The following is a 14,473-nucleotide window of genomic DNA, read 5'->3' as shown; positions in this document are numbered from 1 at the left end:
CAAAGTATGAAAATAATTTTATCGTTAGTAGCTATAATTTTAATATTTGTGTTCATATGTATCCTGTTTTTGTTCATTGCGAAGCGCCAAAATAATAAGAAAACAGAAATGGATGTTCTAAGTTTTTTGAAGGAAAATCCGAGTAAAGCATCTTTGTTTATGATCAAAAATGGTATGGAGAAAATCAGCTATAACTCAGAAGTTAAAATGCCGCTTGCCAGCACGGCCAAAGTGATCATTGCTATCGAATTTGCTCGCCAAGTTGCAGCGAAAATATTAGACGAGCAGGAACTTGTTCCTTTAGAGGAATTAAATAAATTTTATATCCCTGGTTCCGATGGTAACGCTCATCATAACTGGATCAAATCCATTCGCGCAAACCATAAAGAGGTTCAAGGGAAAATTACGTTATTGGATATTACTCACGGCATGTTAGCATATAGTTCCAATGCCAATACAGAATTTCTGATGGCGAAAATGGGTTTGGATAAGATAAATGAGAATATTATGAAGCTCTCACTTTCTTCCCATGATAAAATCTTTCCTTTTTCATCTGCGGGATTCATGTCTCCTTATATCCAAGAGACCGAAAACATAGGTTTTAAAGAGTCGATACAAAAGATAAGTGAGATGAGTTACGAGGAATATATGAAAAAAGCTATTGAAATTCATCAGATTTTAAATCGTGATCAGGGGATAGAATGTATTCAGAAATGGAACACCAGGCAGAATTATGTACGAAAGCTTCAAGTGCTGGAATCGCGCAAGCTTCCTCGTTCAACGACTAAAGAGTATGCTTACCTCATGAAGCTTATACACAAGGGGGAGTTGGTTCCTTCTACTATAAATCCATATCTAAAGATGCTAATTCAGCGACAAGTGGATAACTCCAAGTTAATAGAGTTTGGAAACAAAGGTGGATCTACCATTTCTGTTCTAACAGAGGCTTTATATTGTACGGATCGGGAAGGAAATGACATTCAACTAGCCATGTTTATTCAAGATGATTCTGGGGTGGATCATATTTGGCTCAAGCAGAAGCTGGATTTGTTTTTTTACAAATTATTAACGGATACTGCATTTCAAGAAGAGGTAAGAAGCAAATTATCATATGACAAGGGAAGAAATTGAATGTTTTTTTATTTTGTAAAAAAGCTGCTGATTCCGCTTATACTTTACTGGATCATGGCTTACTTTCCATTTAAAAATCGTATTTCGTGGTATATACACACTTTGTTTACAAGTGCATATACGTTCATGATTTTATTCATAAATGATTGGACAGAAATTAGCTATTATTTACGACCGGTTTGCATCGTATTGTTTGGATGTTCCTTATTCCGTCAAATGATTACTTTACGCTCTTTTAAATTTAATGGCTTAAATAGAAGAACACGAATATTCCTTTCTCTTTATGGTTTATTAGCAATATATCAAGTTTTTATATGTATTTTATTTAGTATTTCATACATTACATCCACTCCTAAACACGAAGATGCAGTCGATTTAGCGTTCCCTTTGAAAGGAGGGGCTTACGAGGTAGTGAATGGTGGAATGAGTTCATCTATGAACTATCACTTTTCGCATCGTACTCTGAAATATGCGGTGGATATAACTAAGCTCACCCCGTTAGGTTCAAGAAAAGGGATATTTGATAATCCTGAATCTTTAAAATCCTATCCCATTTATAATGATTCAGTATATAGTCCGGTTGAGGGTAGAATTATCGAAGTTGTGGATGGAGTAGAAGATAATGTCCCAAACTCCCTGGGCCGTAGTACTACAAATATGATTATCATCAAACACCAAGGATATAATATTCTGTTGTTACACTTGAAGAAAAATAGTCTATTAGTTAAGAAAAATGATTTTGTCAAGGTTGGACAAGAAATTGCGAAAGTAGGGAACTCAGGTTACAGTAGTGAGCCGCATCTTCATGTTCATGCTATAAAACATGATAATAAGAGAGATTACTTCAATGGAACCTCGGTTCCTATTACTTTTAATGGTAATTACTTAAAGAGAAATGATTTGCTATTTAATCAAACACTTATTTTTCGTTAAAAATGTATACCTACCTAGAAAGTCGGTTTGAGAATTTGTTTACCAGATTTTTAGTATGGTGTATTGTTCTTCAAAGCAAGTATTTTCAACTTAAGCGAGAAGGTATATCCTTACCATCGTCTCGACACATGTGGAATGCGGGGTAGTAATATAGCGATATGAAAAGCATTGATGTACGAGAGTTTAAGAGCAACTTGAATATATTTCTGCATCCAAAAAACGTTTCAGGATTGAGTGCTGTTCATTGTTACTGCATTGCACAATGGCAAATAATTTGGAAGATGTTTAGGAAACAGTAAAGAGGGGCCGCGAGCCCCTCTTATTTGTGTGATGTTGAGCATTTTTATTCATTTACAGAAAGCATAGCATTTCATTTCACAATTTTTCATCACAAAAAGGCTTTTGTCTCATTCAATGAGCGTGCTATATTCGATAAAAGCTGAATTGTATTCCTTATCTCATGTTCCGTAGTGTCTGGGTGAATTGCACAGATTCGGAGAACAGTTTTTCCATTAAGTTGTGTCGTAAGCACAGAGGCGTATCCGTTTGTCATCATTTCTTGGGAGATCTTTTTATTGAGTGAATCTAATTCTTGCTCAGATAATCCAGTTGGCGCATATCGAAAATTAACAATCGCTAACTGTGCGGGGGATACAATTTGCCAATCATTATGTTTTTTGATTTCATCGTCAGCCCATTCTGCGAGTTGAACTCCATGCTCTATGGCTTCACCGACAGCATTAGTTCCTAAAGCCTGTAGTGTCACCCATAGTTTCAAACTTCGAGCAGGCCGCGTTAATTCAGGGCCCAGATCCCAATAATTAATATATTCTTCATTAGTCTCGGCATCTTTCAAATATTCTGGATGTGTGCTGAAGCAGTTTCTGAGCTGTTGATTTTCTTTGGCTAAAACTACGCTACAGGAATATGTCTGCATTAACCATTTATGTGCATCCCAGGTAATGCTATCTGAACGCGATATACCGCTCAAAAGGGGCTTATATTTCGAAGAAGCCAAAATCGATGCACCGTAAGCTCCATCCACGTGTAACCAAATGTTATGTTTTTCACATAGGTCAGCAATTTCGTTTAACGGGTCGATGCTTCCCGTATTGGTTGTGCCTGCCGTGGCAATGATCGCAAAAGGCTTCATGCCAGCCGCCTGATCATCCATTACTTTTTTTTCTAAGGCTGAAACATCCATACGAAAATTTTTATCACTTGGAATCTTTCTGATTTGATCACCACGGAATCCGAGGATGCGTAACCCTTTGGCGACCGATGAATGAGTTTGATCTGAAACATAAGCAGTTCCAATGGCATATTCCTGCTCGGATAACCTTGCATTGCGTGCAGCCGCTAAAGCGGTCAAATTCGACAGCGATCCGCCCGACAGAAATAAGCCTCCAGCAGTATTGGGATATCCTGCTTGGTCACACATCCACCGGATCACTTCCCCCTCTAAAAGGCTTGCGCTCGAACTCAGCATCCAGCTTCCGGCATGGGTATTATAAGCGCTGGTCATGATATCTCCTAACCACGAGTAAAGAGACATTGGACCAGGAACCAATGCGAAAAAGCGAGGGTGTTGCATGAAGGTTTGGTGAGGATAGACGTTTTTCCTCATTTCATCGACGACCTCTTGTATCGGTCTTCCTTTTTTCGGAAAACCAATTCCCCTTAAATGAGCTATTGTATCCCCATCTGCAGTGTTGACTACTTTTCGGGATCGAATATTGTTATTTTCTGCAATATATGAATGTATGAACTGTTCAATAATCTCACCTAATTGCTGATTTGGTTCTTGATTCATCATAAGCATCTCCTTTGCTTAACTTCAATCAAGTATAATATAACATCTGTTGTCATATTGTGATATTCACCAATTTCATCATTACGTTTATTTTTAGGCTCTTCGCTATTACGCAAAGTAATTCTCAAAGGCAAAGAGAGCTATAAAATCGCCGTTCAGTGCAAATGCTGGAAATGTGATGTTGAGAATGGTATACTACTCCAACTCAAGGCTAGTAAGCAGGTACATAGTTGCTGTGTTGCTTGGATGGTAACGACGAGTAATTTTACAAGGCAGCAAGGAGCGGGGGAGCTTGTAATATAGGAGGGGGAACCTCAGTTATCTGAAAATAATTAAAAAAAGAGAATAAATGTATAGTACTTGTAAGAAAAGTGTTCGAAAACGCTTTGCCAGATGTTGCAAATGAGCTACTTAAAAATTTAAAAAATGACTCTGCATTAAACTGGGAGTAAAAAAATACTGGTGCCCCTTAAAGATGCGATAGGAGCCACCAGTAAAAACTAATTTACTTATATTGTTAATAAGAGCCAACTATACTTTTACTGTATATTGTACCAACACCTCAAAGGAATAAAAAAATGGGTGAGCCATCTTTCGATACACACCTTAATTTTGACTAAGAATTATTGTCCAATTTGTTCTAAGATTTGTGTGTAAGCATTCCTATAATGATCGGGGTTAGGATCTTCTCCTATTATCTTGGGTACGTCAAAGTCAGACAGCAGGAAATGGTGTTTGGGTTGAACATCATGCCTTGCTAAGCAACTCTTGCAACAGGACAAGGGACAGCCGTCAATTGCAATGATGTCACGTCCCGATTTTGCTGTTCTGACAAGTGGTTTGACATCACCACCAACACCAGCTATGCAGGACATTTCAGCGACTTTTTCTCGATCCATTTGTATAGCGATCATGTTAGCGGTTTGTGCTGCGGAGGAACATCCAGAACATGAATAAACAAGAGGTAAATCAGTTCTTTTCATCTTTGTACACTTCCTTGTTTTTTCTTTGTGATCGGTCACGGTATCTTTGGTTTCAGCTGAAATAAATTTAAAATTGTTTGTATTTTAACTTAAATTTACAGTCTAAACCGTGATCGTGATCACGACATTATTTTTGTGGAATCTGATATAGGGCTAACTGTGTGTATACAATTCAGCTAGATCTTTAGAAAAAAAAGCTTATCCCTACTCATAGATTTAAGTTGGAATAAGCTTCTGGAATTTTACTGTTTAGGTACACTTAAACTAATCAATTTCTATGTTAAAGAATTTTAGATAATTTTGTGCCATCAAACTTGTCACCCCATCCTTTATTTTCTTCTATAGAAAATTTTAGAAATGGTTCGATACTTGGCAATGGAAAATTGTAATCTATCATGAGCTTTACAATTTTCTCCAAAGATTTCAAACTGCTTTCGCCGTATCCTTCGATTACAGTGTACGCATGACTGATACCAAGGTCATAAATACCTCGCAGTAAGGCGTCGACTGATCCATCAATATTTTGATATAAGCTATACAAATATATGAATTCATCTTTACTCAACTTCTCAAACTCTTCCTCTTCGTATGTTTTGAATTCTGTTAAATTCTCAGGAATTAATTCAACGACTATATCATTCCAATCATCCAAGTATTGTATATTAGTGAATTCCCATAAATAATTCAAAACGATCTTCCAATCATTAACATCATATTTCAAGGCTATAATAGCGTTCTCAAAACAGCTAACACCATATGCAACTCTACCCCTCATTGAAGTATGTTTAAATTTTTCCATGTTCATAATCGTTAGTCTCCTTTATACCATCCGGTGAGTGCGTCAGCAACATTTCCTTTAAAAGTAAATGTGCAGTTTTCGCAAGCTATTTTTGCTGCTCCAAATTCGTGTGGAGTTGTTTTAATAGTATATATATATAAATCATTCACATTAGCCTTTTGATTTAGCGCTTGATTCACTGCATCTACTTCTGCGCAATTTCCCACTGCATATTCATTAAGAGAATCTTTTGGCAATAATCCTGCTTTGTCTTTGCTTCCAAATAACACTGTATTCTTTTTATCTCCACTAAGTTGTATACCTTTATTCATTCCATAATAATACTTCCCTGTTTTTGCGTCATAAGCTACAGCAGCTGTATTGAAATTATCCATTTTCCTTTTTGAAGGAGCAAGCTTTTTTTGCATGCTTGACCAATCAGTAACAGCATCAAGTAATTTTTTATCAGAAGGTAACTTAGGTTTACCATTAATCGTTCCTTCAGTTTTGGGTGGTTCAATAGGTTTAGAAGGCGGAGGCTTTACGATTCCTGGTTCTTCAACGATAGATACTGGAGCTTTAATTGATTTAGAAGGTATCTTTATATTCCTACCAAATTTAGCACCGTATAAACTTCCTACCATCTGAAATTCAGAAAATACGCTACTGATTATAATTGCATTTGCCTGCCATTTTGGTATTTCTTCGCCTGTCCAATAGTTCTTTCCTTCTTTAGCTGCTTTAATCTGTTCTACGAAAATATCCACATTTTCTGGTTCGCGATGTAATTTGATTTCTCCATTTTTGATAGCTTCGTTATAGGCCAGAGTGGCTTGGGCTGCTTTCTGATCGGTAACTCCATTTTTACTGAGGACCCACATAGTACCCATAAATTCTTTATCATACTCATCAAAATTATAGGATACTTTGGCTTTTTCAGCTGCCATGTAGCTGTCATAATTGGCTCTCCAGCGTTGTCTCAGATCTACAGGAATCTGCTGATACGCATGAACCATGGCATTAGACTCTTTCAGCAGGTTTTGAACCAGTTCCAGTGGGCCACCGGAATGCGCTATATGACGTGCACTCGTAAACACTTTCCCAAGAATCCACTTGCTATAGTAGGCTTGTCTCGCTTGATCATGTTCATACTGGTTAATCAATCCTTGGAGTGCTAGACCAGCCAAGTGTTTCAACGGATGAATACCGTTCCCCTTTCCGCCTCCAATCGTAGGAGTCCCTTTGCTCCGAACGGGGATCATTGCGGTTGCTTTCAGAATGACACCCGCCGCAGGCCCACCTAAAGCTCCTGCAACAACGCCAGCCACTTTTCCCATCACTGGAATGGAGCCTAATAGCTTGGATACTGTACCCAACAAAGAGTTTGCCTGTTGAAGTGCAGCCGGACTTGTCACTTTGGCGGTAGGAGTGCTGCTTGATGTCTTAGTAGCTGATGGAGCTTGCGCCGCCTCGTATGCTTTGATGCTCATCAATGGTGGCTCAGGCACAGGAGGGAGGTCGGCTACGAAAACAGGTGCTTTCACCGTACCTTCCTGATAAATCACCGGAGCTTTGGTATCCGTCTCACCATCCAGTACCATGCTGCTGGACCCGCCTTTTAGATACAGCGCCGTTCCAGCTTCGAGCGAAAGTTCCTGCCCAGCATCGAGCTTCACGTGACCACCCTGAATCTGCACATTCCCCGGACTGTCGATGGTAATGCCGCTACTTTCATGCAGTGTAATGGAAAATTCACCGGAGGTGGATAGAGTCAGCTCATGCTCAGACATTTCTACGCCGCTACCTTGCACATGTTGCCATACCTTCACATTCGGCTGACCATTTGTGTGGCGTTGTTGTCGCAGTGAATCCGTGACATAGGCATCCTGTTCGCGATGTGTAGGCAGATACAATTCCACCTTTTCCCCGATCTCAGGCATATCGTACCAGCCACTATGTTCTTCAGCGACATAACGGGTGGCTACGGGAAACCAGTACGCTTTGGCAGGATCTTGCTTCGGGTCAATGTCCAGTTGAAGCTGTACAAAATCCTGTTGTACCTTCAGCACCGTCCCTGTCAGCGAAATCCCGGTGGCCTGATCGTTTTCATACCGGGCATAGTGGATATCCTGCTCGGCTTGAAGGTCATAGCGGGTACGCAGTAAGCCATCCGTTAATGTGGTCACTGCCCGAACCACGACCAGTTCTTTGCCTTGTCCAATGGGTAACGTGATGAGGTCGCCCAGCGCATAGTATTGCAGACTTTCGATCATATAGGTGACATACGAGCTAGCACGTTTTCCGGGCTTTTCCGCATCCAACTCATGAAACGTTTTCCGAACTCGATAAAATACATCTCGCTCCACCTTATGCTGCTTGCCTTCGGGCATCCCGAAGAAAACCTTGGGCGAGGCTGCGGTTACCTCTGGCACAAGTACGGAACCAAAGCGAGAAGCGAGGCGTTTTAAAAACGCCCAATCCGTCTCCTCATATTGTAAAACAAATGTCTCCAGTTTGGCATGGTTGCTTACCGTATCAATGGCATCTCCGTATTGATATTTTCGAACCAGCGCAGTGACCAGATCATCATAGGTACGGTGAATATCTTGATAGGAGCGTCTTTTACGTTTAATATCCATCTGATATGAATGAGAAGCGGCCTCCAATTCAAACGTATACACGCCTCGTACGCAGTGTACGGACATACGTGTAACAATCCCATGGAACAGCCTTCTCAGCGATTGTCCCTGATCATTCAACTGACGAATCACAATCGGCTCTTGCTCCATATTTTGACCAATACAAGCCGCTCCCTGTTCTTCGGAGAGCATGCCACTGATGTGTAAATAGGCATGATCGTTGATGGCACGTGTTATTTGAAGTAGTTCAATGTGTAGTGGCTGAAAGGGACCATAAAAGCGTAGGCTTTCATATCCGATCCCATCTGATAATACGCTCAAGTGAGTTCAAGACTCCTTTCTAGATGCGATGGGTATTTCCAAGTAAAGCACGTCATCTTGAAATTGCTTCTGATTAAAGAATACGCAGATGAGTACAACTGTCAGTCAAGATAGATATGTATTACAAGGTTTGTGCGCTATAAAGGTTTAGAGGTGATATTTAATAAACAACCCAGCATATGTATTTATCGGTTAAAAGAGAGATTTAGTTTACAGAATGACCCATTCATTGGGGGATTTTCAATGTGTATTATTGGAAGGGAGAGACATGGGAAGAGAGAAAGCTGACAGTAATTTTGAGCAATTGCCTTCCAAAGTTAGGAACGGGGCTAATTTAATTGTGATTAAGGATTCGGGTAAATTAAATACAGGCTCATATGGAACTAGTGGGATCGATAGAAGTGAAGGGAAAACAGGTATCATCTGGAAAATGAGGGTGTTGTGAGAAGGAGTGGCTTTTGATATGATAGGTAATATATATAATAAAAAGGAATATATCCCTTCCGCTGTCTCGACACACGTGGAGTGCGTGGTAGTAATATATCGAGATAAGAAGGCAGTAATGCACGAGGGATTGAGGGTAATTTGAATATGTTCCTACATTCTAAAAATAGCATTAGGATTGAATGCGGGATTAAATACATAAGACATATAAGAAGTTGGAGGAATTGAACTATAGGGAGAATGCTTCTTCCGATTAATAATGAAGATAAATTTTCGAACCTCCTTTGATAGGAGGTTTTTTGTATGATTTTAATTACAATTTGTTTTATTAACTGTTCTAAATGTTATGTACACTTTACAATTTGTTATTCATATAATACTATAAATATTGAAAGGGGGAGAATTCATGTTTGCATTTGGCGATATCAGCAACCAAGTTTATTTACTTCGTGCTGAACGGAGATGGACCCAAACAGACCTAGCCAAAGAACTAGGTGTAACTAGACAAACGATTGCCGCAATTGAGAACAATAAGTTTGTTCCTTCGCTTGAGCTTGCATTTGCTATAGCATATGTATTTAAAAAAGAAATTACTGAAGTATTTCATTTTGCAGCCTATGAAGAAAACGAGGAGGAATAATACAATGAGTATTTTAATAAGTGTTATTATTTTGGTAGGGGTACTAATAAATTTTATTTTTTTGCTTAGAGAAGGAAAAGATGAACGGTGGAAGCACATTATTAGTAGACCCTTAAATTATGCATTTTCTTTATTATTTATGGGCTATACTACGGGGAGCCTTATCTCTGGATACTATAAATTTGACTTAAATACATACAAAATGTACTATGATTATCTTTTCGCTGGCGTATTAGTCGTGTATATTGCTCTTTTGCTTATTGAGAGAAGGAAATTATCTTGACTCAAAGAATTACAGCTCTTCACTATACTGCGTGGTTAAAGATGTTTTTATTTAGGTTGTAAGAGCGATTGATATGGAGCCTCTTCGGGCATGAATACTCGTGTGAGCTGCGAAGTATAGAGACTTCGCGATGCTAACCAGCTTACCTGGATCGTCCACACTCTTCTAGACAGAAAGCTGGAGGAACATCCCTCACGACCCGTCCATTTACGAATGGCGTCTACTGTGGTGGTATAGAACTTTTTAAGTAAGCCTCATTAGTCGGGATTAAATTAAAATTTCAAAAGAATTCCATATGCTTCAAATTAGGTCCTTGGTATTATTCAAGGGCTTTTTTTTGGTTCCATATATCCCCATGAATATGCTATAGTGTAAGAAATAAAGAAGATTTATACAGGATTTAGTAGAATAATGGGCTGAGGCATTTCCTTGGGCTTGGGTATATAGTCCTTTTATATAAGCTGAAGCATTCCATTGAGGTAAAAACAGTTGGCAAGAAAATATTATGCAGAAAAGCAGACAAGTTGCTTATGTATTGAGAGGCTATTTATTATAGGTGACCTTGCTATTTGCTTTAATATATAGGTTTGCACTGGAAATATTTTTTCGGTATCTTACTTGTCTCTGTGACTATAGGAGAAGTTTTCAGACTATTAAAAATTTCAGTCCTATTGGGAACACAATGTATTACTGGTCGAATTTATAACAAAAACTAGAGGTGATTTGATGAACCTAAATTGGGCTGAGTGTACCAGAATCTCTGATAATTGGATTAAATCATATCTTAACAGTCATGAGCTACACACAGATGCAAAAATTAATGTGAGAAGTTATAGCTTGAAATTTAGCGGAACTCAATACCAAATTATGGGCTTTATTGATGGTATTATTGATCATATTAAACAATTTGTATTTCCGCCTGAAGAGATCAGACGCTTTGAGACTGATGGAATAGATGTCTATAGACGTGCAATGAGTTATTTTGGTGATACGAATCCTGAAAATGACGGAAAGTATGGAGAGTTATTGCTATATATGTTGACTGAATCGGTTTTACAAGCTCCCATGGTTGCGCATAAAATGACTCTATTAACAAACACACGTGATCAAGTAAAAGGTGGTGATGGGATATTTTTTGGGGAATACAACGGTATTAATTCTCTTTTTATTGGTGAATCAAAGATTGAAATTGAAGCTACAACTGCAATAACACACGCACTTGGTTCAATTGAAAGATTTCATTCCAATTTAGAAACCACTTCTCAATTCCAACACGAATTGATTATTGCAAGCCAGATACTTAGACAGGACTTAACACCAGAACAACTGGATTATTTATACGATAGCTTTACTCCAAAAACAGAAACGTATAAAAACAATAACTTAGTCCATCCCATACTTATTATTTATGAAGATAGCTATATCGGTGATATTGAAGTTGCTTGCTCTGGTAATTTAGATGGGGAGTCTCGCTTAAGTGACAGAATGAGAAAAAGAATTCCAGAATTAATGCGGAATATCCAATCGAAAATTCTGAATCATTCAAAAGTAAAGACAGTATTTCTTGAATTTTTCTTCTTACCTACAACAAGTGTCAAGCAACTTAGACATACTATGTACCAGGCTATTCACGGAGTTGCCTATATCCCTCAAAACCCAACTGCAAAGACTAAAGAAAAAAGTGGGAGGGATTAAGGATGAACAGTAATACCTTTAATTCTGCTTTTAATCATCTTACTTTGGACGAAACTCTTGATATTCTTATTCAAAATCAATTTTTTTTGGATAATAATATTCCGGAGTCACTAATTGAGATTCCCCAAGAAAAGCTTAGAAAAGCCAATTGGTTGTGTTCAATACTTTCTTTAAGTTCTGAAGAATCACATCAACAAAAAGCTCTTAATTTCTCAACACTTTGTTATCTGCAAAATAATGATGATCTCTTTCTACGAAATTGCTATTTGACACAATCAAGAACAGGTAATATACCTTTAGGCAAGCATTTGGCAGGATTATTTGATGAAGATAACTTCTCGAATTCATTTAGTACACTTTTAGATTTTGAGGTGGGATTGCAAAGATACAATTCAATAATAAACATCGCTGACCATGGATTTGTTACTACGAGATTCCAAAAAAGATTGTGGGAGGCCCTGCATAATGAAAAAAATAACATTTCAATATCTGCACCAACTTCTTCAGGAAAATCTTATATTATTCAAAATTATATAATTAATAAAAGCCACATATCAAAATCATTTAGAGCAGTATATATAGTACCTTCTAGAGCTCTAATATATCAAGTTAGCGCAAGTTTCAAAAGAAATCTTAAGGATGAAGGAATAGTTGTTAGAACTGGATTTGGGAATGATGATAACGAGATTTCAAAAAAAGAAATAATAGTAGTTACACCAGAGAGATGTTTAAAACTACTTGAGCTAAGTTCAAATTCTGCATCAAGTACAGAAATTGATGTGATTTTTATTGATGAAATCCAAAATGTTGAAAAAGGCTCAAGAGGGATTTTACTTGAATATATCCTAAAAGAATTATACACTCGATGGCCAAATGCAAAGCTAGTAACCGCAGGCCCTTATTTGGAACGATCTGAAAACTTATTATTAGAACTAAAAGTAGAAAGTGTTACTCCACAGATGACCACTTTGTCACCTGTATTCCAGCTTAAGACAGTTATCAGTGCATCTAAACAAAATAAAAAGGCATTGAAAGCAAGTATAGTAAGTCCTTCTGGACGAATAATTGACTTGAATGTTAAAACTATGTCTAGTTTATTCTCTAAGATTAAAAATAACCCAGGTGAAGCACTAGCACACATAGTTAACATATTCGGAAATGACAGCAAGAATATAATTTACTCACATCGTACAGATACTGCCGAAAATTGGGCGATAAAAATTTCGGAAAACGGAAAAAATGTCGTTAAGGAAATATTAGATGAACGTATTAATGAATTAATAGCTTATCTTTCAGAGGAAGTGCATGAAAAATATTCGTTGATTAGGTGTCTTAAGAAAGGTGTCGCTTTCCATCACTCTGGTCTTCCTGACATAGCTAGGACTGAGATAGAGGATATTTATTCAAATAGTAGTGATATACTAAATTTGGTATGTACATCTACTTTACTAGAAGGAGTTAATTTACCTGCAAAAAAGATATTCCTTATTAAACCAAAGACAGCGAATAGTGACCTAAGTGATTTTGATTTTGGTAATCTAATAGGTAGAGCAGGAAGAATGTCCGAGCATTTATATGGTTCAATTTATTGTATTGAATTAGATGAAGAACCATGGGCCAAAGAAAAACTTACTAATGATTTTTCTAAAGAAATAATTTCAGCAACTGGTAAAGCTTTGACTGAAAATTTAGATGACTTAAAAATTGCATTAATGATGGATCCCAAATATATAAAAGCTAATGAAGGAATCGCATACACCATTAGCATACTTCGACACAAACTTATTCAAGATAAAAATGAACTACAAGAATACTTAACTACCAGGAAAGTAGATGAAGCTGATTCAAAGGTTATCATTTCACAACTGAAACAAAATGAAGCATCAATAATTATACCTAAAGAATTACTTACTCTAAATCCCTTAGTTGACCCTCTTTTACAAGATAAGTTTTTTAGAGATATTGCACAAAATGGATTAAATAAATGGTTAATTACTGCCTTACCTTTTAATACAAAGGATATCACAAGTGCACAAGAACAAAGAGAAGTGGCTTTTGAAGAAAGAAACTTTTATGGACAATTTGAACATGTCGCTGAAGCATTGAATAATATTTTTGATATAGTTTCTGAAGCTAATAATAATAGCAATTACTCGACTTATACTATTAGGCAAATAGTTAGAGATACAGTTCCTTGGATAAGGGGTTCATCGTATAAAGTATTGATTGAAAGAGAACTTGAAGGAGTTCCTGAAGAAGATGTGGTAAATAGAGTGGATTCAGCTGTAAGGAGAGTAACTAAGAGTATTAACAAAAATGTTAGATTCCTGATGGTAAAGTACTTTAAGCTGTGGTCAGATATTCTAAAACATTTTATGAGTGAAGAGGATATAGAAACACATAAATATATCCTCAATCTATGTAATATGATAGAAATGGGGACGGATAACCCTAGAGGATTAGAGCTCATTTCAAAAGGAATTACTAGGACAGTGGCTCTTGCGTTAGTTAAAAGAATACCTCAAAGTTATACAGGTAGTTTAGATAATTGGATACAAGTCAATGCCAAGTTTGTATTACCTCATTTATATCTTAAGCATCTTATAAATCTAGGATATAAAATCTCTAATTAGAGCTTAAGACGTTTTATGAGTAATGTACAATCCTGAATGAAAACTCTAAAAATTCTTGTGATACAAGGCTTCTGCCTAGTTTTTTCTTGAAGTAGGATCGCCTTCCGCTGATTTCTTCACTGACATTAGTGATTGTGAAGTCTGGGGCAGGAATTTTAACGTGAAATTGGGGGACTAAAC

At 37.3% G+C, this 14,473-nt stretch carries 12 protein-coding genes; 8 read left to right on the top strand and 4 right to left on the bottom strand.

All coding sequences use genetic code 11. From position 1 onward, the window contains the following. The first annotated feature begins 6 nt into the window (after positions 1–6). Both MKX30_RS07150 and MKX30_RS07145 read left to right on the top strand, forming a co-directional pair. Positions 7–1,131 carry a serine hydrolase gene (locus MKX30_RS07150; protein WP_069080740.1) on the top strand — a complete coding sequence of 375 codons (1,125 nt, stop codon included), beginning with the start codon at positions 7–9 and terminating at the stop codon, positions 1,129–1,131. Between the two features lie 411 nt (positions 1,132–1,542). Beyond that, the gene (locus MKX30_RS07145) at positions 1,543–2,064 is read left to right on the top strand and encodes a M23 family metallopeptidase (RefSeq protein WP_254664485.1); all 522 of its coding nucleotides are present in this window, start codon (positions 1,543–1,545) and stop codon (positions 2,062–2,064) included. A 388-nt stretch (positions 2,065–2,452) separates the two neighbouring features. Here the strand turns inward: MKX30_RS07145 and MKX30_RS07140 are convergent, their stop codons facing one another. Then, the gene (locus MKX30_RS07140) at positions 2,453–3,880 is read right to left on the bottom strand and encodes a pyridoxal phosphate-dependent decarboxylase family protein (RefSeq protein ID WP_341062663.1); all 1,428 of its coding nucleotides are present in this window, start codon (positions 3,878–3,880) and stop codon (positions 2,453–2,455) included. 69 nt (positions 3,881–3,949) lie between these two features. Here MKX30_RS07140 and MKX30_RS07135 point away from each other — a divergent pair, with 69 nt between their 5' ends. Continuing rightward, entirely contained in the window at positions 3,950–4,180 is a 231-nt protein-coding gene (locus tag MKX30_RS07135; protein WP_081327490.1) for a restriction endonuclease, read from the top strand. A 320-nt stretch (positions 4,181–4,500) separates the two neighbouring features. Here the strand turns inward: MKX30_RS07135 and MKX30_RS07130 are convergent, their stop codons facing one another. The 3 genes from MKX30_RS07130 to MKX30_RS07120 all read right to left on the bottom strand — a co-directional run bounded on the left by MKX30_RS07130 (position 4,501) and on the right by MKX30_RS07120 (position 8,598). Next, positions 4,501–4,860, bottom strand: a complete 360-nt coding sequence (locus MKX30_RS07130) for a putative zinc-binding protein (protein ID WP_053325909.1) — start codon at positions 4,858–4,860, stop codon at positions 4,501–4,503. 280 nt (positions 4,861–5,140) lie between these two features. Next, a complete protein-coding gene (locus MKX30_RS07125) occupies positions 5,141–5,665 on the bottom strand; it encodes a hypothetical protein (protein WP_028542224.1) in 525 nt (174 codons plus the stop codon). 5 nt (positions 5,666–5,670) lie between these two features. Next, positions 5,671–8,598: a contractile injection system protein, VgrG/Pvc8 family gene (locus MKX30_RS07120; protein WP_341062662.1), complete on the bottom strand. Its 2,928-nt coding sequence runs from the start codon at positions 8,596–8,598 to the stop codon at positions 5,671–5,673. A 268-nt stretch (positions 8,599–8,866) separates the two neighbouring features. On the opposite strand from MKX30_RS07120, the gene MKX30_RS07115 reads away from it, so the two are divergent. The 5 genes from MKX30_RS07115 to MKX30_RS07095 all read left to right on the top strand — a co-directional run bounded on the left by MKX30_RS07115 (position 8,867) and on the right by MKX30_RS07095 (position 14,293). Then, positions 8,867–9,043: a hypothetical protein gene (locus tag MKX30_RS07115; protein WP_341062660.1), complete on the top strand. Its 177-nt coding sequence runs from the start codon at positions 8,867–8,869 to the stop codon at positions 9,041–9,043. Between the two features lie 405 nt (positions 9,044–9,448). Then, positions 9,449–9,682, top strand: coding sequence for a helix-turn-helix transcriptional regulator (locus MKX30_RS07110; RefSeq protein WP_152380531.1), 234 nt, complete (start codon positions 9,449–9,451; stop codon positions 9,680–9,682). A gap of 4 nt (positions 9,683–9,686) precedes the next feature. Further along, positions 9,687–9,965: a hypothetical protein gene (locus MKX30_RS07105; protein ID WP_220030008.1), complete on the top strand. Its 279-nt coding sequence runs from the start codon at positions 9,687–9,689 to the stop codon at positions 9,963–9,965. 726 nt (positions 9,966–10,691) lie between these two features. Continuing rightward, on the top strand, positions 10,692–11,660 hold the full coding sequence (locus MKX30_RS07100) for a HamA C-terminal domain-containing protein (protein WP_226002024.1): 969 nt from the start codon (positions 10,692–10,694) through the stop codon (positions 11,658–11,660). Positions 11,661–11,662: 2 nt separating this feature from the next. After that, positions 11,663–14,293: a DEAD/DEAH box helicase gene (locus MKX30_RS07095; protein ID WP_340959184.1), complete on the top strand. Its 2,631-nt coding sequence runs from the start codon at positions 11,663–11,665 to the stop codon at positions 14,291–14,293. The last annotated feature ends 180 nt before the right edge of the window (positions 14,294–14,473 follow it).

This window comes from Paenibacillus sp. FSL P2-0173, from assembly GCF_038008045.1.
Classification (GTDB): domain Bacteria; phylum Bacillota; class Bacilli; order Paenibacillales; family Paenibacillaceae; genus Paenibacillus; species Paenibacillus polymyxa_B.
The sequence above is the reverse complement of the archived record's forward strand: the minus strand, read 5'-3'. Positions and strand labels throughout refer to the sequence as shown.

Bases quoted from the DNA above. Each gene is read 5' to 3' on its own strand.
- MKX30_RS07150 (WP_069080740.1), top strand. From the start codon at position 7: ATGAAAATAATTTTATCGTTAGTAGCTATAATTTTAATATTTGTGTTC.
- MKX30_RS07140 (WP_341062663.1), bottom strand. From the start codon at position 3,880: ATGATGAATCAAGAACCAAATCAGCAATTAGGTGAGATTATTGAACAG.
- MKX30_RS07130 (WP_053325909.1), bottom strand. From the start codon at position 4,860: ATGAAAAGAACTGATTTACCTCTTGTTTATTCATGTTCTGGATGTTCC.
- MKX30_RS07125 (WP_028542224.1), bottom strand. From the start codon at position 5,665: ATGAACATGGAAAAATTTAAACATACTTCAATGAGGGGTAGAGTTGCA.
- MKX30_RS07115 (WP_341062660.1), top strand. From the start codon at position 8,867: ATGGGAAGAGAGAAAGCTGACAGTAATTTTGAGCAATTGCCTTCCAAA.
- MKX30_RS07110 (WP_152380531.1), top strand. From the start codon at position 9,449: ATGTTTGCATTTGGCGATATCAGCAACCAAGTTTATTTACTTCGTGCT.
- MKX30_RS07105 (WP_220030008.1), top strand. From the start codon at position 9,687: ATGAGTATTTTAATAAGTGTTATTATTTTGGTAGGGGTACTAATAAAT.
- MKX30_RS07100 (WP_226002024.1), top strand. From the start codon at position 10,692: ATGAACCTAAATTGGGCTGAGTGTACCAGAATCTCTGATAATTGGATT.
- MKX30_RS07095 (WP_340959184.1), top strand. From the start codon at position 11,663: ATGAACAGTAATACCTTTAATTCTGCTTTTAATCATCTTACTTTGGAC.